Genomic DNA, 23,690 nt, shown 5'->3' on the forward strand with positions numbered 1-23,690 from the left:
AACGCCATCGACTACTTAAAAATTCGTGCCGCGCTTCACGCGCTGCGAGGGTTAAGCCTGGGCTGCCAGGCTCACTTCTTTTGCCACCCGTTCCGTCGCATCAGGGATGGCCGTCGCGCGCGCGCGTTCAGCCATCTCAAGCAATACGTCTCTGTTCCAGCCCGCCAGGGTGGTGGCGACCGCGTCAGCGGTAAACTGTGGCTGCTCAAATATCTTCGCCGCCCCCGCTTTCTCAAGCGGCAGGGCATTCCAGTACTGCTGTCTGTCTTTGTGCTGGAACGGCACAAACAGAGCCGGCAGACCGGCGGCGGCGATCTCACTCACCGTCAGCGCGCCTGAGCGACAGACGACGACATCGGCCCAGGCATACGCTGCCGCCATGTCGTCGATAAATTCTGTGACTTTATGCTGCGGCTGCCCCGCCTCGGCGTAAGCCTGCTCGACGGTCTGCTGAGCGCCTTTTCCGCTCTGGTGCCAGAGGGTTACGGCATCTCCGAGCTTTGCGGCAACCTGCGGCATCGTCTGGTTTAAAATGCGTGCGCCCTGAGAGCCGCCGACGACCAGCACACGTACCGGCCCTTCACGGCCCGCCAGGCGAACCTCCGGCAGCGGCAGCGCCAGCACGTCCACGCGTACCGGGTTACCCACTACGTCTGCTTTAGGGAACGCGCCGGGAAACGCCTGCATAACTTTGGTGGCGATTTTCGCCAGCCATTTGTTGGTCAGGCCGGCAATACCGTTCTGCTCATGCAGCACGACGGGAATACCTAACGACCACGCCGCCAGCCCGCCGGGACCAGAGACATAGCCGCCCATGCCCAGCACCACATCAGGCTTAAAGCGCTTCATGATGGTGCGCGCCTGACGCCAGGCGTTAAAAATACGCACCGGCGCCAGCAGCATTGCCTTGAGGCCTTTGCCGCGAAGGCCGGAAATACGAATAAAGTCGATCTCAATACCGTGCTTCGGTACCAGGTCGGCTTCCATGCGGTCTGCGGTTCCCAGCCAGCGTACCTGCCAGCCCTGATCCATTAAATGGTGCGCAACCGCCAGCCCCGGGAACACGTGTCCGCCGGTACCGCCTGCCATCACCATTAACCGCTTCGGTTGATTCATCGTGAACCTCGTGTAAACGCCTGGGCTTTTTCCAGACGCGTCTCATAATCTATGCGCAACAACAGCATGATGGCCGTCGACATTATCAACAGACTGGAACCACCATAACTGATCAACGGCAACGTCAGACCTTTGGTCGGCAGCATACCCGCTGCGGCCCCGACGTTAACCAATGCCTGGAAGCTAAACCAGATACCAATTGAACAGGCCAGGAAGCCTGAGAAGCGGTGATCGATCTCCAGCGCTTTCCGGCCGATGGACATGGCGCGGAAAGCGACGAAGAATACCATTAATAGCGCTAATACCACACCGATATAACCCAGTTCTTCCGCAATAATGGAGAAGATGAAGTCGGTGTGCGCTTCCGGTAAATACTCCAGTTTCTGTACCGAGTTACCCAGCCCCTGCCCCCAAAGTTCACCGCGACCAAAGGCCATCAGCGACTGCGTCAGCTGATAACCGCTGCCGAACGGATCTTCCCACGGGTTCCAGAATGAGGTCACGCGGCGAATACGGTAAGGCTCGGCGAGGATCAGCAGCACAACCGCTGAAATCCCCATCCCGATGATGGCGATGAACTGCCACAGCTTCGCGCCCGCCAGGAACAGCATGGCCAGCGTGGTCACAAACAGCACGACAACGGTACCGAGGTCAGGCTGCGCCAGCAGTAATACCGCCAGCACCAGAATCACGCCCATCGGTTTCAGGAAGCCGCGCAGATTGTTACGCACCTCATCTACCTTACGCACCAGGTAGTTCGCCAGGTAGCAGAACAGAGAGAGCTTGGTGAATTCCGCAGGCTGAATACGCAGCGGGCCAAAGGCGATCCAGCGCGATGCCCCGTTTACGGAACTCCCCACCACCAGCACGATCAGCAGCATAATGATCGATGCGATCAGCATCGCCGTGCTGTGCCGCTGCCAGAACTCCATCGGCAGACGCAGGGTCACCAGCGCCAGGCAAAACGCCAGGATGATGTAAAGCCCATCACGCTTGGCGAACAGGAAGGGGTCATTCGCCAGACGCTGCCCAACGGGCATTGAGGCTGACGTCACCATAATAAAGCCGACCGCCGCCAGCCCCATCGTGAGCCAGAACAGCGTGCGATCGTACATGACCAGGCTGTCGTTATCCTTTTGACGAGAGCCCATCACCCAGCCTTTGAGCGCCGCAAACAGCCATGCCAGGATCCCAAATCCTGGCAGACGCGGCATTTTCAGGCGAGGGAGAGATAAACGCATCAGCCTAACTCCTTCGCCAGGCGGGTAAAGACATCACCACGCTGTTCGAAATTCTTGAATTGATCGAGGCTGGCACAGGCCGGAGAGAGCAGCACCATATCACCCGGCTTCACGCGAGGCGCAATCAGCCGCATCGCCTGTTCCATGGTCTCGGTTTGCTCGGCAACCTCAGGGCGCAGTTCAGCCAGCGCGCTGCCGTCGCGGCCGAAGCAGTACAGACGGATGTTATCGCCGGAGAGATACTGCTTAAGGGACGAGAAATCAGCGGATTTACCGTCGCCGCCCAGCAGCAGATGCAGAGTGCCGTCAACGTGCAGGCCGTTCAGCGCGGCCTCCGTGCTGCCCACGTTGGTCGCCTTGGAATCGTTGATCCAGCGCACGCCGTTGTGCTCCAGCGCCAGCTGGAAGCGGTGCGCCAGGCCAGAAAACGTGGTTAACGCTTTCAGGCTTGAGGAGCGCGGCAGCCCTACGGCATCCGCCAGCGCCAGCGCCGCCAGGGCATTGGTATAGTTATGCTGGCCGGAAAGCTTCATCTCTTTCACGTTCAGCACTTTCTCACCTTTCACCCGCAGCCAGGTTTCGCCCAGCTGGCGGTTCAGATGATAATCCCCCATGGTGATGCCGAAGCTGATACATCGATCGTCTGCGCCACGCACCGGCATGGTCAGCGCGTCGTCGGCGTTCACCACGCAGACTTTGGCATTTTCATACACGCGCAGCTTGGCGGCGCGGTACTGCTGCAGACCAAATGGATACCGGTCCATATGATCTTCCGTCACGTTAAGGATCGTCGCAGCGGCGGCGTGCAGGCTGCAGGTGGTTTCCAGCTGGAAGCTGGAAAGTTCCAGAACATACAGTTCACAGCCTTTGTCCAGCAGCATCAGAGCAGGCAAGCCGATGTTACCGCCGACGCCGACGTTCACGCCCGCCGCTTTCGCCATTTCACCCACCAGGGTGGTGACGGTGCTTTTACCGTTAGAACCGGTAATGGCGATAACGGGGGCCTGCGCTTCACGGCAGAACAGCTCGATATCGCCGACAATCTCAACGCCCGCATCCGCGGCGGCGCTCAGCGAAGGGTGCGCCAGCGCCATACCCGGGCTGGCGACAATCAGATCGGCTGCCAGCAGCCAGTCATCATTCAGACCACCAAGGTGGCGTTCAACCTGTTCCGGCAGCTTGTCCAGACCCGGCGGAGAGACACGCGTATCCATCACCCGCGGCGTCACGCCGCGCGCGAGGAAAAAGTCCACGCAGGAGAGCCCCGTGAGGCCCAACCCGATGATAACGACTTTTTTGCCCTGGTAATCTGCCATGATTAACGTACCTTCAGCGTTGCCAGGCCAATCAGCACCAGCATCAGCGAAATAATCCAGAAGCGCACAATCACGCGCGGCTCCGGCCAGCCTTTCAGTTCATAGTGGTGGTGAATCGGCGCCATACGGAAGATGCGCTGACCGCGCAGCTTGAAGGAACCGACCTGCAAAATCACCGACAGGGTTTCAACCACAAACACGCCGCCCATGATCACCAGCAGGAACTCCTGACGCAGCAGTACGGCGATAATGCCGAGCGCACCGCCCAAAGCCAGAGAACCGACGTCACCCATAAAGACCTGAGCCGGATAGGTATTGAACCACAGGAAGCCCAGCCCCGCGCCGACAATCGCCGTACAGACGATCACCAGCTCACCCGCGTGGCGCAGATAAGGGATGTGCAGGTAGTTCGCAAAATTCATGTTACCGGTCGCCCAGGCCACCAGCGCAAAACCGGCCGCCACGAAGACGGTAGGCATAATGGCGAGGCCATCCAGACCGTCGGTCAGGTTAACGGCGTTGCCGGTGCCGACAATCACAAAGTAGGCCAGCAGGATGTAGAACAGACCCAGCTGCGGCATCACGTCTTTAAAGAACGGCACAACCAGCTCGGTCGCCGGCGTGTCTTTTCCGGCCAGATACAGCGCAAAAGCCACGCCCAGCGCGATCACCGACATCCAGAAATACTTCCAGCGCGCGATCAGGCCCTTCGTATCTTTACGAACCACTTTGCGGTAATCATCGACGAAACCAATGATCCCGTAACCCACCAGAACCGTCAGGACGCACCAGACGTACGGGTTGGACGGGTACGCCCACAGCAGTACGGAAACGACGATCGCCGTCAGGATCATGATCCCGCCCATGGTCGGGGTACCGCGCTTGCTGAAGTGCGATTCCGGACCGTCGTTACGCACAACCTGGCCGAAAGAGAGTTTTTGCAGACGGGCAATCATGCGCGGGCCCATCCACAGCGAGATGAACAGCGCAGTCAGCAGGCTGACGATGGCGCGAAACGTCAGATACGAAAAGACGTTAAAGCCTGAGTAATATTTGACCAAATGTTCGGCCAGCCAAACTAACATGTCCCGTTCTCCTGTAATGCGTGCACAACCTCTTCCATGGCGGCACTACGTGAACCTTTCACTAACACAGTCACAATTTGTTTTTCTGTTATCAATGCTTTAAGGCGTTCAATCAACGCCGCTTTATCGGCAAAATGCTCGCCAACGCCGCTGGCCTGGCTAATCGCCTGGCTCAGTTTTCCTGCGCTCAGCACGCAGTCCAGCCCCGCCGCTTTCGCAGCTTCACCGACCTGGGTATGGCAGGCTTCGCTTTCGTCGCCCAGCTCTGCCATGTCGCCAACCACCATGATGCGGTAGCCCGGCATTTCCGATAGCACCTGCACCGCCGCCGTCATTGAGCCAACGTTCGCGTTGTAGGAGTCATCCAGCAGCAGCTTGTTTTCCGAAAGCGGAATCGGGAACAGACGCCCCGGCACGGCCTTCAGGTTCGCCAGCCCGGCTTTGATCGCCTCATGCGGCGCGCCCACCGCCGTCGACAGCGCCGCCGCCGCAAGGGCATTGGCGATGTTATGACGACCCGGCAGCGGCAGCAGCACATCCACGCCGCCCGTTGGGGTCGTGAGGGTGAACTCCGTGCCGTGTGACGTCACATGGATATTGGTCGCGGTAAAATCACTGTTGGCCGCATTCGGCGAGAAGCGCCAGGTTTTACGCGACCCAATGATGCTCTGCCAGTTCAGCCAGTCGTTGTTATCGGCGTTCAGAATGGCGATACCGTTTTCCGGCAGGCCGGTATAAATCTCGCCTTTCGCTTTCGCCACGCCTTCCAGCGAACCAAAGCCTTCCAGATGCGCCGCCGCGAGGTTATTCACCAGCGCCGCCTCCGGGCGCGTCAGGCTCACGGTCCAGGCGATTTCGCCCTGGTGGTTTGCCCCTAACTCGATCACCGCATAGTCGTGCTCTTTGGTCAGGCGCAGTAACGTCATCGGCACGCCGATGTCATTATTGAGGTTGCCCGCGGTATAAAGCGTGTTGCCGCACTGGCTGAGGATCGCCGCCGTCATCTCTTTCACCGACGTTTTGCCCGATGAGCCGGTCAGCGCGACGACGCGCGCAGGCACCTGCTGACGAACCCAGGCAGCCAGCTCGCCAAACGCGAGACGCGTATCTTTCACCACAACCTGCGGCAGATCGACATCAAGCTTGCGGCTGACCAGCAGCGCACCCGCGCCGTTTTCTTTGGCCTGCTCGGCAAAATCATGCGCGTCAAAACGTTCGCCCTTCAGCGCCACGAACAGACAGCCTGCGGTGACTTTACGGGTGTCCGTCGTCACGGCATCAATGGTCAGGTCTTGCCCATGCAGGTCGCCGTTCAGCAGCGCAGCGGCCTGGCTTAATGAGAGGCTAATCATGCGACAACTCCCAGCAGGCGAGCTGCCGTTACGCGATCCGAGTAGTCCAGACGGCGATTGCCAACGATCTGATAATCTTCATGGCCTTTGCCCGCCAGCAGAACCACATCGTTTTCTTTGGCCTGCATGATGGCGTTGGTCACGGCTTCCGCACGGCCTTCCACGACGCGCGCGCGGCCCGCGTCCAGCATGCCCGCCAGGATGTCATTAATGATGGCGCGCGGCTCTTCCGTACGCGGGTTGTCATCGGTAACAACCGGAATATCCGCGAACTGCTCCGCAATCGCGCCCATCAGCGGGCGCTTGCCTTTGTCGCGATCGCCGCCGCAGCCAAACACGCACCAGAGCTTACCGGTACAGTGCAGGCGCGCCGCTTCCAGCGCTTTCTCCAGCGCGTCCGGCGTGTGGGCATAATCAACCACAACGGTCGGCTTGCCCGGCGCGCTGAACACTTCCATGCGGCCACAAACCGGCTGCAGACGCGCTGAGGTTTTCAGCAGTTCCGCCATCGGATAACCCAGCGCCAACAGCGTCGCCAGCGCCAGCAGCAGGTTGCTGACGTTAAACGCCCCCATCAGGCGGCTTTCAATTTCGCCTTCACCCCAGGAAGAGGCAAAGCGAATGGTCGCCCCGCTGTCGTGATAGTTCACCTCAACCGCCTTCAGCCAGCGGCCGTGGCAGTTAGGATTGATATGGTCTTCCATCGACACGGCAACCGCATCCGGCAGCTTCGCCAGCCAGCGGCGTCCGACTTCATCGTCGGCGTTGATGATCGCCTGACCGCAGTGGTGAGTGGAATAGAGCAGCCATTTCGCGGCTTCGTAATGCTCCATATCACCATGATAATCAAGATGATCGCGGCTCAGGTTGGTAAACACGGATGCCGCAAATTTCAGCGCCGCGACGCGGTGCTGTACCAGACCGTGTGAAGAGACTTCCATTGCGGCAAAGGTTGCGCCCTGCCCTGCCAGACCGGCAAGCACGTGCTGGACGTCAACCGCCGAGCCGGTGGTGTTTTCCGTCGGGCTCACTTTGCCCAGCAGGCCGTTGCCCACGGTTCCCATCACCGCACCGGTTTCACCCAGCAGCTGGGCCCACTGCGCCATCAGCTGCGTGGTGGTGGTTTTTCCGTTGGTGCCCGTTACGCCAACCAGACGCAGCTGGTCGGAAGGTTCGTGATAAAAACGTCCCGCCAGCGCGGAAAGACGCTCGTTCAACTGGCTGAGATAGATAACCGGCACGCCGTGCATTTCACGGATCTCACCGTCGGTTGCCTCATCTTTAGCCTCAGCAATAATGGCAGCCACACCTTGCGCAATCGCCTGCGGGATATAACGACGCCCGTCCGCCTGATGACCGACCACCGCCACAAAAAGATCGCCAGAAGCCGCTACGCGGCTGTCCAGAACCATCTCTCGCAGTGCTCGCTCCGGTGCGTTTGGCACCCACGGAGCGAGAAGGTCGCGCAAATTACGATCTGCCACCTGTACCCTCGCCTTGATTAATTACAAATTCACTTTTTTCGCCCGTCGCCAGCGCATCCGGTTCAATGTTCATGGTGCGTAACACGCCGCCCATGATGGCCCCGAACACGGGCGCGGAGACGGCGCCGCCGTAGTATTTACCCGCCTGTGGATCGTTAATTACGACCACCAGCGCAAAACGCGGATTGCTTGCAGGCGCTACGCCTGCGGTATAGGCAATGTATTTGTTGATGTAGCGGCCGTCTGGCCCCACTTTTTTCGCCGTACCGGTTTTAATGGCGATGCGGTAGCCTTTAATGGCCGCCTTCACGCCGCCGCCGCCGGGCAGCGCCACGCTTTCCATCATGTGAACAACGGTACGGACGGTCGATTCCGGGAAAATACGCTCACCGGGAACCGGTGGATCAACTTTGGTAATCGACAGCGGACGATAAACGCCATAGCTGCCGATCGTTGCGTAGACTCGCGCTAACTGTAACGGGGTTACCATTAGCCCGTAGCCGAAAGAGAAGGTGGCCCTCTCTATGTCAGACCACCGTTGTTTTTGAGGATATAAGCCACTGCGTTCTCCGACCAACCCCAAATTGGTCGCCTTTCCAAGCCCAAAACGTGAGTAAGTCTCTACTAACGCTGAGGACGGCATCGCTAACGCCAGCTTAGAAACGCCGACGTTACTCGACTTCTGCAACACCCCGGTCAGGGTCAATTCGCTATAACGTGCCACGTCTTTGATTTCGTGACCGTTAATTCGGTAAGGAATGGTATTCAGTACGGTGTTTTCATTCACGATACCGCGCTGAAGTGCAGTCATGACCACCATCGGCTTAACGGTCGAGCCCGGCTCGAAGACGTCGGTGATGGTTCGGTTACGCATCACATCCTTCTGCGTACCGGTAAGATTGTTAGGGTTGTAGGACGGGCTATTGGCCATCGCCAGCACTTCCCCCGTGTTGACATCGACCAACACGGCACTGCCCGATTCCGCCTTGTTAAAGGCCACGGCATTGTTCAGCTCGCGGTAAACCAGCGCCTGCAGACGTTCATCAATGCTTAGCGCAAGGTTGTGCGCCGCCTGGCTGTCCGTTGAAGAGATATCTTCAATAACGCGGCCATAGCGATCCTTACGCACGATACGTTCGCCGGGCTGGCCGGTAAGCCATTTATCAAAGCTTTTTTCAACGCCCTCAATCCCCTGACTATCAACGTTGGTGAAGCCAATGAGGTGAGCAGTCACTTCGCCGGAAGGATAGTAACGACGGGATTCTTCACGCAGATGAATGCCCGGCAGCTTCAGTTTTTTGATGTAGTCCGCCATGTCAGGGTTCACCTGACGCGCCAGATAGATAAAACGCCCTCTCGGGATTGTATTCACGCGTGACGCCAGCTGGTCCAGCGGCATCTTCAGCGCATCGGCAAGCGCCTTCCAGCGGTTATCCAGCGTGATCCCGCCCGCGTCATGCAATTCTTTCGGATCGGCCCAGATCGCCTTCACCGGCACGCTCACCGCCAGCGGACGGCCAGAGCGGTCGGTGATCATCCCGCGGGATGTCGATACTTCCTGGACGCGCAGAGAGCGCATGTCGCCCTGGCGCACCAGCATGTCAGGGGCGACGATTTGCAGCCACGCCACGCGTCCCAGCAGAAAACCCAGAGCGAGTAAAATGCAGCCGCAAAGCAACGCAAAACGCCAACTGATAAAGTTGGCCTGTTCTTCCTGACGTTTTGGTTTTAGCGTTTTTGCCGCTGCTTTCATGCGTCGCGTTTTCCCTTATTTTTGTACTACGATATTTTCCTGTGAAGGATCAACATGCTGCAGCTGCAGCTTTTCCGTTGCGATCCGTTCAACCCGGCTGTGATCGCCGAGCGCGTTTTCTTCAAGGATCAGATTTCGCCATTCAATATCCAGCGCATCGCGTTCCAGTACCATCTGCTCGCGTTGCGCAGTCAATAAACGTGTATGGTGGGCGGTGGTCACCACCGTCACTGCCGTAACAATGATGCAAATGAACAGACAGAGTGGCAGTTTCCCAAACCGCAAAAGATCGTCGCCGATCACGCCAGGCAAGGCATGGCGCTCGTTGCTTCCTAACGAATCCTTAACTTTGCTTAGGGTCTCTGTCACTCTGCCGATCATGCGTTCGTCCTCTCTGCAACACGCAGCACTGAACTACGGGCGCGTGGATTCTCTGCCACTTCTTCTTCGCCCGGCATCAACTTGCCTAGTGCTCGCAACTGACGGCCACCCAGCTTCCTGAGTTGTTCTTCCGTCATCGGCAGCCCCGCTGGTACCTGTGGACCGCGGCTTTGTTCACGCATAAAGCGTTTCACAATACGGTCTTCCAGCGAATGGAAGCTGATGATGGATAACCGCCCACCCGGGGCCAGCACGTCGAGCGAGCTTTTTAGCGCCAGCTCTATTTCCTCCAGTTCACTGTTTACCCAGATGCGAACCGCCTGGAAGGTACGGGTCGCGGGATGTTTGTGCTTATCCTTCACCGGTGTCGCCGCCGCGATCACCTCGGCCAACTCTTTGGTACGGGTCATGGGCTCAATGCGATTGCGCTCAACGATGGCGCGCGCAATGCGTTTGCCAAAGCGCTCTTCGCCAAACGTTTTGATGACCCAGGCAATATCGGCTTCATCAGCGGTCTGTAACCACTCCGCGGCAGACTGACCGCGCGTCGGGTCCATTCGCATGTCCAGCGGGCCATCACGCATAAAGGAGAAACCGCGTTCAGCATCATCAAGTTGGGGTGAAGAGACGCCAAGATCGAGAAGAATCCCGTCGATCTTGCCCGTCAGGCCGCGCTCGGCAACGTAATCCGCGAGCGCAGAGAAAGGTCCATGCACGATGGAAAAGCGTGGGTCATTGATGGTCTGCGCAACGGCAATAGCCTGCGGATCGCGATCGATTGCCAGCAGACGCCCTTCCTCTCCAAGCTGAGAGAGAATCAAACGCGAGTGACCACCGCGACCAAACGTGCCATCAATGTAGATGCCATCCGGACGAATATTCAGACCGTTCACGGCCTCGTCCAGTAACACCGTTTTATGTTTATAATTTTCCATCATATTTATAGAGACAAGTCCTGCAGCCGTTCCGATAATGTCGCGGAATCAGACTGCTCAGCGTCGATATCTTCCTTGACCTGTTGATACCAGGTCGTTTCATCCCACAGTTCAAACTTGTTGAACTGCCCGACCAGCATCACTTCTTTGGTCAGACCGGCATGTTGCCGCAACACAGGGGCAATCAGTAATCGCCCTGCGTTATCCATCTGACATTCACTGGCATGTCCCAATAACAGCCGCTGCACGCGGCGTTCCTGCGGGTTCATGCTCGACAGTCGCGACAGCTTTTGCTCAATAATTTCCCATTCGGGCAAGGGGTAAAGCAGCAGGCAGGGGGAGTTAATGTCAATGGTGCAAACCATTTGACCCGCAGCGTTCTCAATCAGCCGGTCGCGGTATCGGGTTGGTACCGATAAACGCCCTTTGCTGTCGAGATTGACTAACGTAGCTCCACGGAACATGCCAGTCACACCCCTCCTCACCACTTTAACCCACAAATTCCCACCTAAAGGAGTTTACGGAGCGAGGGAAAAGCTTGTCAAGCCAGGACTCTCCCTATAAGGACTCGAAAGCCCTCTATTTACAGAGATAAACAACCCTGGTTAATAACTGCACAACTGGCGAGGCAAAATTAACGTTATGAATATTTGTAAGAAAAAAACCGAATATGCACACTAGCGTTAAGGCTCACTCAATATCATCGCAGATAAATATAAAGTGTCAGTTTGCGACGCGGGCAGCATTTTATGACAGATTCCCGGGGGATAACAGCGCCAGATTCACCCAGGCGCGCGGTAAGCGCGGCGGTTGCCACGTAAGTTGGCAAAGGCGAAGGAAAAACGTCTGAATATTCATCGCCCGAAGAGGGTTTGTAACAAATTAATACAAATAGTGCCGTTTAAAATTGCCCGCACGTTCTTTAAATGGGCAATTTAAAGGCCAGAATGAATTAAGAAAATAGGTAATAACGATCCCGCAAGAATTATCCTAATTTCTCTCCGGGAATTATCTGTACGAATCATCGCAACAAAACGGGGCAGTTTTCGCTGCCCCGTCGTTTCATTTTTGGCGGCTTAAAATTCCGCGATGGTAGAGATTACGTTTGATACGCGTCAGGCCCGGCTTCGGTTTGCGCGGCTCATCCAGGCTTGCCAGCACAATCTCAAGCACGCGTTCAGCCACGTCGCGGTGGCGCTGTGCAACCGCCAGCACCGGGCACTGAAGGAAGTCGAGCAGCTCGTTATCCCCGAACGTGGCAATCGCCAGGTCGGAGGGCAGTTTACCTTCACGGCGTAAGGTCACATCCATGACGCCCTGCAGGAGCGCAAATGAGGTGGTAAACAGCGCCTGAGGCATCGGGTGCGTTTCAAGCCATTTCTCGAACAGCTGCGCGGCTGCTTCACGCTCGTAGCTGTTGGCGTAGAGGTAGTGCACCTCGCGCGGATCGTCTTTCCAGGCGGTTCTGAACCCCTGCTCACGCAGGAAGCTCACGGAAAGCTCGGGCAGCGCGCCAAGATACAGCACCGTTTCAGCAGGGAAGGTTCTCAGCTCCGCGGCCAGCATTTCGGCATCATCCTGATCCGCCCCCACGACGCTGGTGAAGTGCTCGCGATCGAGCGCGCGATCCAGCGCAACGATTGGGAACGCGTCGTTCGCCCAGCGCTGGTAAAAAGGATGCTCTGGCGGCAAAGAGGTCGACACGATGATGGCATCCACCTGGCGCTGGAGCAGATGCTCAATGCAGCGCATCTCGTTGTCGGGCTGGTCTTCCGAGCAGGCAATCAGCAATTGATAGCCGCGCTGGCGCGCCTGACGTTCAAGATAGTTGGCGATACGGGTATAGCTGGTGTTTTCGAGGTCAGGGATCACCAGACCAATAGAGCGGGTGCGCCCGGCACGCAGGCCGGCAGCGACAGCATTCGGATGGTAGTTATGCTCACGAACCACCGCCATCACTTTTTCAACGGTCTTGTCGCTGACACGGTACTGCTTTGCTTTACCGTTAATCACATAGCTGGCCGTTGTTCGTGACACGCCGGCTAGCCGGGCGATTTCATCCAGTTTCACAATTGCCCCTTAAAAAAAGAAAAGAGTCCATGGCCCTGTCAAGGTTATGGTTAAATCTTTTAACATCTAAACGCAGAAAAGCCTTCGCGGCAACCGCTTTTGTTTACGTTGTCGGCTGATTACGCAAAAAAAAGCCCGGCTTTGGTGACCGGGCAGAAAGAGGCGAACCTTTTTGACAACTAACGCATGATTTTCTCGCCGCGCGACAGGCCGACGACGCCCGATCTCGCGACTTCAACAATTTTTGCGACATCCCGCACGGACGCCAGGAAAGCATCCAACTTGTCGCTTGTCCCGACCAGCTGAACCGTATAAAGAGAGGGCGTGACGTCGATAATCTGTCCGCGGAAAATATCCGCATTGCGTTTGACTTCTTCACGTCCGAAGCCGCTGGCCTGAATTTTTACCAGCATAACCTCACGCTCAACGTAAGCCCCCTGCCCCAGCTCGCTCACGCGCAGCACGTCGACCAGCTTATGCAGCTGTTTCTCAATCTGCTCAAGCACTTTGGCATCGCCGACGGTTTGGATCGTCATGCGCGACAGCGTCGGGTCTTCCGTCGGGGCAACGGTCAGGCTTTCAATGTTATAGCCGCGCTGCGCAAAAAGGCCAATGACGCGCGACAGTGCGCCAGACTCGTTTTCCAGTAAAACAGATAATATCCGGCGCATATCAGGTTCTCTCCGTTTTGCTTAACCACATTTCATCCATACCACCACCACGAATATGCATCGGATAAACGTGCTCGGTCCCATCAACAATCACATCCATAAAGACGAGGCGGTTGTTTTTAACGTGCTCAAGCGCCTGGGCGAGCTTCGTTTCCAGCTCAGCCGGATCGGCCACCCGCATGCCTACGTGGCCGTAAGCTTCAGCAAGACGAACAAAGTCCGGCAGCGATTTCATGTAGGACTGGGAATGACGGCCAGAGTAGATCATATCCTGCCACTGCTTAACCATGCCGAGATACCCGTTATTCAGGTTCAGCACCAGCACCGGCAGCTCATATTGCAGCGCGGTAGACAACTCCTGAATGTTCATCTGAATGCTGCCATCACCGGTCACGCAGACGACGGTTTCATTCGGCAACGCCAGCTTCACGCCCAGCGCGGCGGGCAGGCCAAAGCCCATGGTGCCTAAACCACCGGAGTTGATCCAGCGTCGCGGTTTATCAAATGGGTAATACAGAGCGGCAAACATCTGATGCTGCCCGACGTCTGAGGTCACATACGCCTCACCTTTCGTCAGGCGCCACACCGCCTCAATGACCGCCTGTGGCTTAATGTTTTCACTTTGCGCGTCATATTTTAGGCACTGACGCGCGCGCCACTGTTCAATCTGCTGCCACCAGTCGCGGATCTCATCCAACGGCTGAGTCGTGCTTTCGTGGGTCAGCAGATCCAGCATTTGCTCCAGAACCTGACGGGCATCTCCGACAATCGGCACATCAGCCGATACCGTCTTTGAAATTGACGTAGGATCGATATCAATGTGCAGTACGGTGGCGTTCGGGCAATACTTCGCCAGGTTGTTGGTAGTGCGATCGTCAAAGCGCACGCCGACGGCAAAGATGACATCGGAGTGATGCATCGTCATGTTGGCTTCATAGGTCCCGTGCATACCCAGCATACCCAGCGCCTGACGGTGGGTCGCAGGGAATGCCCCCAGCCCCATCAGTGACGACGCCACGGGCAGATTAAGCTTTTCAATCAGTTCACGAAGCTGGACTTCACAGGCCGAGCTTATTGCGCCGCCGCCGACATAGACCACCGGTTTTTTGGCGGCCAGCAGCGTCTGCAGCGCCCGCTTGATCTGACCTTTGTGCCCCTGCGTTGTGGGGTTGTAGGAACGCATGCTGACCGAGTCCGGCCAGACGTAAGGCAGCCTGTTTGCCGGGTTCAGGATATCTTTCGGCAGATCGACCACCACCGGTCCCGGGCGTCCACTTGCCGCCAGCCAGAAGGCTTTTTTCAGTACGCCGGGGATGTCTTCGGTTTGCTTGACCAGGAAGCTGTGCTTCACAACGGGACGCGAAATCCCGACCATGTCGCACTCCTGAAACGCATCGTAGCCAATCAGTGAGGTTGCCACCTGCCCGGAGAGGATCACCAGCGGGATGGAGTCCATATACGCTGTCGCAATGCCGGTAATAGCGTTTGTCGCGCCGGGGCCGGAGGTGACTAACACCACGCCCACTTCACCCGTCGCACGCGCCAGGCCGTCAGCCATGTGTACCGCCGCCTGCTCGTGACGCACCAGAACATGGTCAATGCCCCCTACCGTGTGCAGCGCATCATAAATATCGAGGACCGCACCGCCAGGGTAGCCGAACACTTGCTTTACGCCCTGATCGATCAGCGAGCGAACGACCATTTCCGCGCCAGACAACATCTCCATGCTTTGCCTCCAGGCATTTTGTTATAGACGGACTGCCGAATTCATTTCCGCACCGTCTTACGATTGGACTAAACCAATCTTATATTTTGCAGAGTGTTCTTTACCTTAACCGCTCGTTATGAGGCAGGCAATTAGCAAACCCGGAGAGATAAACGGTGCGTAAAGCAGAAAAAGCAGCCGTTAAGAGAAGATATGGTTATTTCGTCTGGGAAGAGAGGATGGGGTGATAAATCATCGCTGAAAAGCGCGACAATGCAGGAAATCATCTATTTTTACGCGCCGGAGAGCCGCCCGAAAAAAAACATCGCAGAATAAAATAGCAGTTATCTAAAAGAACTCAGGATAAATCGCATGAGACAATGCAATTTATCCTGATACGTTTACCGGCGACAGATGCTAACCAGCAACTCTTCCATCCACTGATGCCCTTTATCCCGGCCCGCCGCTTCGTGCCAGGAAAGATAACAGGTACGGCTATTGAGCTTGAGCGGCAGAGGCAAAATTTGCAGATTCAAAGGGTCAGAAAACTCTTCTGCCAGCCAGCGCGGCGCAATCGCTACCAGCTGTGTCTGGGAGACCACGTTTAATACGCTCACCATAGCCATGCCCTGATACGCCACGCTCGCCTGTTTGTCCGCCGTCTCATACCACGGCAGGCTAAAGGAAGCATATCTGTCGAGGGCAACCACGGCGTGCTGCTCGTTATAAACGTCGCTTTCGCGCAGCGGAGAATTCAGGCGCGGATGCTTTTTACTGGCGACCAGAACCATTTCATCTTTAAACAACGGTACGCAGGAAAATTCAGGTCGACGGAACTCTTCATATCCGAGAACGAATTCGATCTCCTGATAGCGTAACTGGTGCTCCGTGTTTTGATTCAGGGATGATTTAAAAACCAGATTGATATTGGGTGCGATCTCTTCAACTTTATTATAAATAACCGACGTTAAATAATTATCTAATGGGCTACAGACGCAAAGATGGAATACGCGCTCGCTGCTTAAGGGTTCAAAGCCCGATCCCGGCAGCTCATTTTGCACCAATTGCAGCGCTTGGCGAATAGAGCCGAACAGCTGGAATGCACGCGCCGTAGGCTGGATCCCTCTTCCGTAGCGGACAAATAATTCGTCGTTAAACATGACTTTAAGTCGGGCAACGGCATTACTCACGGCAGGTTGTGACATCCCTAACGTTTGGGCTGCGCGGGTGATGTTTTGCTCCTGCATGACCGCATCAAATACCGTCAGAAGATTAAGATCCACCGTGCGTAACTGCGGTTTAATCCCATCAGTAGCTTGAGGTTGTTTAATATTATTTTCTGGCACTTCTGACTCCACTGTCACGCTACACTTCCTTTGCCGCCGTACGGTAAAAATCTCGGAAAATATGATTTATCATGCAAATACGATCAGCGAAAGAGAATTATTTAAAATTCGGAATATATAAAGACGCTATATTAACGAAATCTAAAGAGCGCAAATGATATGTTTGACTTTAGGATTTAAATGAAACCATAAACCAAACAAATACACAATTGCCGTCAGGTTAATGATGACTTAAGTATTATTAAACTGTTATCGCTATCGACCCGCCGTGCGTTAACAACCTGTTATCTCCCTTCGCTTTTCAGCATTCTGGAATAGATTCACTATAATTATAACTTAATGATATCAAAACCCTTTACGCCAAAGACCTCCACGCCGGGACAGTTTACGCATTTTTAAAGAATTATATTTATCTTTTTCTGCAACTCTTTTCTTAAGTCCAAAATTAGACAATTCGTCGGCCCATGAAAGCAAAAACCAGCACAATTAGCTAAAGTAAATACCCTGTCGATTCCTTCTGTCGGGCCCGTTTTCATCCTCAGGGGTTGACATGAATGTCCGTATCCAGTACCACTAAAAGCATATTGAATTTAACGGAGCACGATTCATGATTCGCACCATTCGTTTCACCGGTCTACTACTACTAAACGCATTAACTGTGCGCGGTAGACTGGCGGGCGAAATTCAGCGTTGAATCGTCACCAGTAAGACTAAAAACCCGCGCCACTGCGCGGGTTTTTTTATGCTCGTAGCAAGGCGCCCTAAGACTGACAAGGACCTAACCCATGAGCCAGCAAGTCATTATTTTCGATACTACTTTACGTGACGGTGAACAGGCATTACAGGCAAGCCTGAGTGTAAAAGAGAAACTGCAGATTGCGCTGGCTCTCGAACGTATGGGTGTCGACGTGATGGAGGTCGGTTTCCCGGTCTCGTCCCCGGGTGATTTCGAATCCGTCCAGACCATCGCGCGCACCATTAAAAACAGCCGCGTGTGTGCCCTGGCACGCTGCGTAGAGAAAGATATCGACGTTGCCGCCGAGTCGCTGAAAGTCGCCGAAGCGTTCCGTATCCACACCTTTATTGCGACCTCGCCTATGCACATCGCCACCAAGCTGCGCAGCACGCTGGATGAGGTGATTGAGCGCGCGGTCTACATGGTTAAGCGTGCGCGCAACTATACCGATGACGTTGAATTCTCCTGTGAAGATGCGGGCCGTACGCCAATCGAAGACCTGGCGCGTGTGGTAGAAGCCGCCATCAACGCGGGCGCAAAAACCATTAACATCCCGGACACCGTCGGCTACACCATGCCGTTTGAGTTTTCCAACATCATCACCGGCCTGTATGACCGCGTACCCAACATTGATAAGGCAATTATCTCGGTCCACACCCACGATGATTTGGGCCTGGCCGTCGGCAATGCCATCGCCGCAGTCCACGCCGGCGCGCGTCAGGTAGAAGGCGCGATGAACGGAATCGGCGAGCGCGCGGGCAACTGCTCGCTGGAAGAAGTGATCATGGCAATCAAAGTGCGCAAAGACATTATGAACGTGCACACCCGCATCAATCACAACGAAATCTGGCGCACCAGCCAGACCGTCAGCCAGATTTGCAACATGCCTATTCCGGCGAACAAAGCGATTGTCGGTACCGGCGCCTTCGCGCACTCCTCCGGTATTCATCAGGATGGCGTGCTGAAAAACCGTGAAAACTACGAAATCATGACCCCGGAATCCATCGGCCTGAACCAGGTGCAGCTGAACCTGACCTCCCGCTCCGGGCGCGCGGCGGTGAAGCACCGCATGGAAGAGATGGGTTACAAGGACAGCGATTACAACATGGATCAGCTGTACGACGCGTTCCTGAAGCTGGCCGATAAAAAAGGTCAGGTCTTCGACTACGACCTGGAAGCGCTGGCCTTTATTAACAAGCAGCAGGAAGAGCCAGAGCACTTCCGTCTGGATTATTTCAACGTGCAGTCCGGATCCAGCGACATCGCTACCGCCTCGGTCAAACTGGCCTGCGGCGAGGAGATTAAAGCGGAAGCAGCGAACGGCAACGGCCCTGTCGATGCCATCTATCAGGCGATTAACCGCGTCACCGAGTACGACGTTGAACTGGTGAAATATGACCTGACGGCCAAGGGCCACGGCAAAGATGCGCTGGGTCAGGTGGATATCGTGGTCAATTACAACGGCCGTCGCTTCCACGGCGTGGGCCTGGCGACAGATATCGTCGAATCCTCCGCGAAAGCGATGGTGCATGTTCTGAACAACATCTGGCGCGCCGCCGAAGTCGAAAAAGAGTTGCAACGCAAAGCTCAGAATAAAGAGAACAACAAGGAAACCGTGTAATGTCGAAGAATTACCATATTGCCGTGTTGCCGGGTGACGGTATTGGTCCGGAAGTGATGGCACAGGCGCTGAAAGTACTGGAAGCCGTTCGCGCACGTTTTGCGATGAAAATCACCACCAGCCATTACGATGTGGGCGGTATTGCCATTGATAACCACGGTACGCCATTGCCGAAAGCCACCGTTGAAGGCTGCGAAAATGCCGATGCCGTGCTGTTTGGTTCCGTGGGTGGCCCGAAATGGGAGCACCTGCCGCCAGCGGAGCAGCCTGAACGCGGCGCGCTGCTGCCGCTGCGTAAACATTTCAAGCTGTTCAGCAACCTGCGTCCGGCGAAGCTGTATCAGGGTCTGGAAGAGTTCTGCCCGCTGCGCGCCGATATCGCCGCCAACGGTTTCGACATTCTGTGCGTGCGTGAGCTGACCGGCGGGATCTATTTCGGTCAGCCAAAGGGGCGCGAAGGCAGCGGTCAGCATGAAAAAGCGTTTGATACCGAGGTGTATCACCGTTTCGAAATTGAACGTATTGCCCACATCGCGTTCGAGTCGGCACGCAAGCGCCGCCACAAAGTCACCTCCATTGATAAAGCGAACGTGCTGCAGTCTTCCATTTTGTGGCGCGAGATCGTCAGTGAAGTGGCTAAGCAGTACCCGGACGTCGCGCTGTCGCACATGTACATCGACAACGCAACCATGCAGCTGATTAAGGATCCGTCCCAGTTTGACGTCCTGCTGTGCTCCAACCTGTTCGGCGACATTTTGTCAGATGAGTGCGCGATGATCACCGGCTCCATGGGCATGCTGCCCTCCGCGAGCCTGAACGAAGAAGGCTTTGGCCTGTACGAACCCGCGGGCGGCTCTGCGCCGGATATCGCAGGTAAAAACATCGCCAACCCGATTGCGCAGATCCTCTCCCTGGCCCTGCTGCTGCGCTACAGCCTGGATGCAGGTGATGCAGCAACCGCAATTGAAAACGCCATTAACCGGGCGTTAGAAGAAGGCGTCCGTACCGGTGATTTAGCACGCGGCACGGCGGCAGTCAGTACTGATGAAATGGGCGACATCATTGCCCGCTATGTCGCAGAAGGGGTGTAACCATGGCCAAAACCTTATATGAAAAGTTGTTTGATGCGCACGTTGTCCACGAGGCGCCAAACGAAACCCCGCTGCTGTACATTGACCGTCATCTGGTGCACGAGGTGACCTCTCCTCAGGCGTTTGACGGCCTGCGCGCGCACAAGCGTCCGGTACGTCAGCCGGGTAAAACCTTCGCGACGATGGATCACAACGTTTCAACCCAGACCAAAGACATTAACGCCTCGGGTGAGATGGCGCGTATCCAGATGCAGGAGCTGATTAAGAACTGCAACGAGTTTGGCGTAGAGCTGTACGACCTGAACCACCCTTATCAGGGCATCGTTCACGTGATGGGGCCGGAACAAGGGATTACCCTGCCGGGCATGACCATCGTCTGCGGCGACTCCCATACCGCAACGCACGGCGCGTTTGGCGCGCTGGCGTTCGGGATCGGTACGTCCGAAGTGGAACACGTTCTGGCGACGCAGACCCTGAAGCAGGGCCGCGCCAAAACCATGAAGATTGAGGTTAAGGGTAAAGCCGCGCCGGGGATCACGGCGAAAGACATCGTGCTGGCCATCATCGGCAAAACCGGCAGCGCTGGCGGTACCGGGCACGTCGTTGAATTCTGCGGCGACGCCATTCAGGCGCTGAGCATGGAGGGTCGTATGACCCTGTGCAACATGGCGATTGAGATGGGTGCCAAAGCCGGTCTGGTCGCACCGGATGAAACGACCTTCAATTATGTGAAGGGCCGTCTGCACGCGCCAAAAGGTCAGGATTTTGACGACGCGGTCGCGTACTGGAAAACCCTGAAAACCGACGATGGCGCAACATTTGATACCGTCGTCACCCTGCAGGCAGAAGAGATTGCACCTCAGGTGACCTGGGGCACCAACCCGGGCCAGGTGATTTCCGTCAACGACGCCATTCCCGATCCGGCCTCCTTCGCCGATCCGGTCGAGCGCGCCAGTGCGGAAAAAGCGCTGGCCTATATGGGGCTGAAGCCCGGCGTGCCGTTGACCGATGTTGCCATTGATAAAGTCTTTATCGGTTCCTGCACCAACTCCCGTATCGAAGATTTACGCGCTGCGGCAGAGATTGCCAAAGGCCGCAAAGTGGCGCCCGGCGTGCAGGCGCTGGTGGTTCCTGGCTCCGGTCCGGTGAAGGCCCAGGCGGAAGCCGAAGGTCTGGATAAGATCTTTATCGACGCGGGCTTCGAGTGGCGCCTGCCTGGCTGCTCCATGTGTCTGGCCATGAACAACGATCGCCTGAACCCGGGCGAGCGCTGCGCCTCTACCAGCAACCGTAACTTTGAAGGCCGCCAGGGCCGCGGTGGGCGCACCCATCTGGTCAGCCCGGCAATGGCCGCCGCCGCGGCCGTCACCGGCCACTTCGCCGATATTCGCAGCCTGAAATAAGGAGACAATCATGGCAGAGAAATTTACCCAACATACGGGCCGGGTTGTCCCGCTGGACGCCGCGAACGTCGACACGGACGCGATCATTCCTAAACAGTTCCTGCAAAAAGTGACGCGTACCGGTTTTGGCGCACATCTGTTTAACGACTGGCGTTTCCTGGACGACAAAGGCGAAGTGCCTAATCCCGAATTCGTTCTGAACTTCCCGGAATATAAAGGCGCCTCCATCCTGCTGGCGCGGGAAAACTTTGGCTGCGGCTCATCCCGCGAGCACGCGCCGTGGGCACTGACCGACTACGGTTTTAAAGTGGTGATTGCGCCGAGCTTCGCGGATATCTTTTACGGCAACAGCTTCAACAACCAGCTGCTGCCGGTGACGCTGAGCGATGAGCAGGTCGATGAGCTATTTGCGCTGGTTAAGGCGAATCCGGGCATGGCGTTTGAAGTGGATCTGGAAGCGGAAGTGGTGAAAGCCGGGGACAAGACCTACAGCTTCAGCATTGATGCGTTCCGCCGTCACTGCATGCTGAACGGACTGGACAGCATTGGCTTAACGCTCCAGCACGACGCGGCAATTGCCTCCTACGAACAAAAACAACCTGCGTTTATGAGATAATGCTCCGGCCTGCAGTGCACACTGCAGGCCGCACTTTACGCTCGTCCCCTCTCATTCTGTCACTGCTTCCAACATTTAGCGGATAAAGACGTTATATTTAATGTCAATTTAATATTCCCTGCGCAGAATACTCGCTCAATCAGTTTGTAGCGGAAATCATCATGGAAAAGAAAAATGGCAATGAGTCTCATCTCCGTTCGCGAGAAATACATAAATGCACATTAGTGAGCGTGATAATTAATATTTTACTCACCGGCTTTCAGATACTTGCAGGATTATTTTCCGGCTCGCAAGGGTTAATTGCTGATGGGATTCATTCTCTTTCCGATTTATCCTCTGATTTTGTCGTTCTGATTGCGAATAAAAAAAGTCATAAAGCCTCTGATATCGATCACCATTACGGTCATCTGCGTTTCGAAAACGGTGCGAAGCTCATTATTGGCGCTATTCTGCTGCTGGTGGGCGTTGGGATGCTGTGGTCCGCAGGCAATAAACTGCTTCACCCCGAGACCCATCAGCTGGTGAAAGGGGCCGCCTTGTGGGTGGCAATACTGGCGCTGGTGGTGAAGGAAAGTTTATTCAGATACATGTTCGCCACGGGAAAACGCATTCAGTCCTCGCTGCTGATTGCCAACGCCTGGCATGCCCGCTCTGACGCCGCGTCGTCCGTGGTTGTCGCTATCGGCATTGCCGGAAATTTACTCGGTTTTCACGCAATGGACCTGGTTGCGGCTCTGATTGTCGGCATCTTCATCGCCCATATGGGCTATAAATTCTCTGCCGATGCCCTGCACGATCTGATGGACCGTTCGCTTGAACCCGAACTGGAAAACGATATCAAAACGTGCCTGCTCTCAACCGAAGGCGTCACCGGACTCCATGACTTAAAAACCCGCAAGATGGGCGATTTAGCTCTCGTCGATGTTCATCTCGAAGTGAACGGTGAATTAAGCGTAAAAGAAGGGCATCAGATTGCCGTCAATGCCAGAAACAAGGTGATGCAAAAGTTTAAGGTGCTGAACGTCATGACGCATATTGATCCTGCCCAGTAACCGGCACGCATAAATACAGCGTGACGCACCCGCTAGTTAAGGTTTCGTTAATTAATCTGCGTCACACTGCATCGCATCAGCTCTCTCATTATTGAGGTAAAAAGCGATGAACCCAACAATACGCGATACGCTTCCCCATAAAGAAACGCCTTTTCTTCGCGTGCTGCACATTGTTGTGGCCGTGCTGGTATTAGCGCAAATAATTAATTCCAATTTTACCGAAAGCGAAGCCCTCCACGAATCCGGGCTGAACGGAATTGTTACCTGGATCCACGTTATCTCCGGATTTGGTTTAATTTTTTGCGGCATTGCCATGATGGCATGGATGTTAACCCAGCGCGGATTTAAGTATTACTTCGCCTGGCTGGCGCTGGATTTTCGCGGAATCGTTGACGATATTCGTACCCTCACGCAGCGTCAGCTTCCCGACGCGCATGCTGGCGGGATGGCGGCCACGGTGCAGGGTCTTGGCGTGCTGGCGCTGCTGGGCGTGGCGCTCTGCGGCGCAGCCTGGTTCGTGCTGAACGCCACGCTCGGGCCGGTGTCGCCCGTCACGGAATCCGTCCTGGGTTTGCATAAATTCCTGACGGTCTTTATTGAGACCTACTTCTGGGCACACGGCTTCATGGGCCTCGTCCACATGTATCTGACGCTACGCGCGCAGCGCAAATATCAGTATTCAGAATAAAAGGTTCGCAGAGCCCGGCGAGCCCGGG

Annotated in this window: 21 protein-coding genes; 7 read left to right on the forward strand and 14 right to left on the reverse strand. The window is 55.7% G+C overall.

The window, feature by feature from the left end; genetic code table 11:
- Positions 1-51 precede the first annotated feature (51 nt).
- The 14 genes from murG to leuO all read right to left on the reverse strand — a co-directional run bounded on the left by murG (position 52) and on the right by leuO (position 16,473).
- The gene (murG, locus tag ACJBF3_RS16190) at positions 52-1,116 is read right to left on the reverse strand and encodes an undecaprenyldiphospho-muramoylpentapeptide beta-N-acetylglucosaminyltransferase (protein WP_045327723.1); all 1,065 of its coding nucleotides are present in this window, start codon (positions 1,114-1,116) and stop codon (positions 52-54) included.
- Complete coding sequence (ftsW, locus tag ACJBF3_RS16195) at positions 1,113-2,357, reverse strand: cell division protein FtsW (protein WP_045327720.1); 1,245 nt, start codon at positions 2,355-2,357, stop codon at positions 1,113-1,115. The genes murG and ftsW overlap by 4 nt, the downstream gene beginning before the upstream one ends.
- Entirely contained in the window at positions 2,357-3,673 is a 1,317-nt protein-coding gene (gene murD / locus ACJBF3_RS16200; RefSeq protein WP_045327718.1) for a UDP-N-acetylmuramoyl-L-alanine--D-glutamate ligase, read from the reverse strand. Before murD ends, ftsW begins: the two co-directional genes overlap by 1 nt.
- A gap of 2 nt (positions 3,674-3,675) precedes the next feature.
- Positions 3,676-4,758, reverse strand: a complete 1,083-nt coding sequence (mraY, locus tag ACJBF3_RS16205; protein ID WP_008501985.1) for a phospho-N-acetylmuramoyl-pentapeptide-transferase — start codon at positions 4,756-4,758, stop codon at positions 3,676-3,678.
- Entirely contained in the window at positions 4,752-6,110 is a 1,359-nt protein-coding gene (gene murF / locus ACJBF3_RS16210) for a UDP-N-acetylmuramoyl-tripeptide--D-alanyl-D-alanine ligase (RefSeq protein WP_045327716.1), read from the reverse strand. The genes mraY and murF overlap by 7 nt, the downstream gene beginning before the upstream one ends.
- Entirely contained in the window at positions 6,107-7,594 is a 1,488-nt protein-coding gene (gene murE / locus ACJBF3_RS16215) for a UDP-N-acetylmuramoyl-L-alanyl-D-glutamate--2,6-diaminopimelate ligase (protein ID WP_032644061.1), read from the reverse strand. Before murE ends, murF begins: the two co-directional genes overlap by 4 nt.
- Entirely contained in the window at positions 7,581-9,347 is a 1,767-nt protein-coding gene (locus tag ACJBF3_RS16220; protein ID WP_406545228.1) for a peptidoglycan glycosyltransferase FtsI, read from the reverse strand. The genes murE and ACJBF3_RS16220 overlap by 14 nt, the downstream gene beginning before the upstream one ends.
- A gap of 15 nt (positions 9,348-9,362) precedes the next feature.
- On the reverse strand, positions 9,363-9,728 hold the full coding sequence (gene ftsL, locus ACJBF3_RS16225) for a cell division protein FtsL (RefSeq protein WP_008501989.1): 366 nt from the start codon (positions 9,726-9,728) through the stop codon (positions 9,363-9,365).
- Positions 9,725-10,666 (reverse strand): 16S rRNA (cytosine(1402)-N(4))-methyltransferase RsmH, encoded by a 942-nt coding sequence (gene rsmH, locus ACJBF3_RS16230; protein WP_021240527.1) that lies wholly within the window; start codon positions 10,664-10,666, stop codon positions 9,725-9,727. The genes ftsL and rsmH overlap by 4 nt, the downstream gene beginning before the upstream one ends.
- Before the next feature lie 2 nt (positions 10,667-10,668).
- Positions 10,669-11,127 carry a division/cell wall cluster transcriptional repressor MraZ gene (gene mraZ, locus ACJBF3_RS16235; protein WP_032642561.1) on the reverse strand — a complete coding sequence of 153 codons (459 nt, stop codon included), beginning with the start codon at positions 11,125-11,127 and terminating at the stop codon, positions 10,669-10,671.
- A gap of 598 nt (positions 11,128-11,725) precedes the next feature.
- The gene (gene cra / locus ACJBF3_RS16240) at positions 11,726-12,733 is read right to left on the reverse strand and encodes a catabolite repressor/activator (protein WP_032644059.1); all 1,008 of its coding nucleotides are present in this window, start codon (positions 12,731-12,733) and stop codon (positions 11,726-11,728) included.
- A 179-nt stretch (positions 12,734-12,912) separates the two neighbouring features.
- Positions 12,913-13,404, reverse strand: a complete 492-nt coding sequence (gene ilvN, locus ACJBF3_RS16245) for an acetolactate synthase small subunit (protein WP_045327714.1) — start codon at positions 13,402-13,404, stop codon at positions 12,913-12,915.
- Between the two features lies 1 nt (position 13,405).
- Positions 13,406-15,130: an acetolactate synthase 3 large subunit gene (gene ilvI, locus ACJBF3_RS16250; RefSeq protein ID WP_045327713.1), complete on the reverse strand. Its 1,725-nt coding sequence runs from the start codon at positions 15,128-15,130 to the stop codon at positions 13,406-13,408.
- A gap of 380 nt (positions 15,131-15,510) precedes the next feature.
- Positions 15,511-16,473 (reverse strand): transcriptional regulator LeuO, encoded by a 963-nt coding sequence (gene leuO / locus ACJBF3_RS16255; RefSeq protein ID WP_274533062.1) that lies wholly within the window; start codon positions 16,471-16,473, stop codon positions 15,511-15,513.
- 589 nt (positions 16,474-17,062) lie between these two features.
- Between leuO and leuL the strand changes: the two genes are divergently transcribed.
- The 7 genes from leuL to ACJBF3_RS16290 all read left to right on the forward strand — a co-directional run bounded on the left by leuL (position 17,063) and on the right by ACJBF3_RS16290 (position 23,662).
- Positions 17,063-17,149 (forward strand): leu operon leader peptide, encoded by an 87-nt coding sequence (gene leuL, locus ACJBF3_RS16260; RefSeq protein ID WP_102053920.1) that lies wholly within the window; start codon positions 17,063-17,065, stop codon positions 17,147-17,149.
- A 91-nt stretch (positions 17,150-17,240) separates the two neighbouring features.
- Positions 17,241-18,812 (forward strand): 2-isopropylmalate synthase, encoded by a 1,572-nt coding sequence (leuA, locus tag ACJBF3_RS16265; protein WP_045327712.1) that lies wholly within the window; start codon positions 17,241-17,243, stop codon positions 18,810-18,812.
- A complete protein-coding gene (leuB, locus tag ACJBF3_RS16270) occupies positions 18,812-19,903 on the forward strand; it encodes a 3-isopropylmalate dehydrogenase (protein WP_023310385.1) in 1,092 nt (363 codons plus the stop codon). The genes leuA and leuB overlap by 1 nt, the downstream gene beginning before the upstream one ends.
- A gap of 2 nt (positions 19,904-19,905) precedes the next feature.
- Positions 19,906-21,306 carry a 3-isopropylmalate dehydratase large subunit gene (gene leuC, locus ACJBF3_RS16275; RefSeq protein ID WP_045327710.1) on the forward strand — a complete coding sequence of 467 codons (1,401 nt, stop codon included), beginning with the start codon at positions 19,906-19,908 and terminating at the stop codon, positions 21,304-21,306.
- 10 nt (positions 21,307-21,316) lie between these two features.
- Positions 21,317-21,922, forward strand: a complete 606-nt coding sequence (gene leuD / locus ACJBF3_RS16280) for a 3-isopropylmalate dehydratase small subunit (protein WP_045327709.1) — start codon at positions 21,317-21,319, stop codon at positions 21,920-21,922.
- Between the two features lie 161 nt (positions 21,923-22,083).
- On the forward strand, positions 22,084-22,974 hold the full coding sequence (locus ACJBF3_RS16285) for a cation diffusion facilitator family transporter (RefSeq protein WP_045327708.1): 891 nt from the start codon (positions 22,084-22,086) through the stop codon (positions 22,972-22,974).
- Between the two features lie 106 nt (positions 22,975-23,080).
- Positions 23,081-23,662 carry a cytochrome b/b6 domain-containing protein gene (locus tag ACJBF3_RS16290; RefSeq protein WP_045327707.1) on the forward strand — a complete coding sequence of 194 codons (582 nt, stop codon included), beginning with the start codon at positions 23,081-23,083 and terminating at the stop codon, positions 23,660-23,662.
- Positions 23,663-23,690 lie beyond the last annotated feature (28 nt).

The organism is Enterobacter sp. PP-008-ECC_S150 (genome assembly GCF_045257065.1).
GTDB lineage: Bacteria > Pseudomonadota > Gammaproteobacteria > Enterobacterales > Enterobacteriaceae > Enterobacter > Enterobacter chengduensis.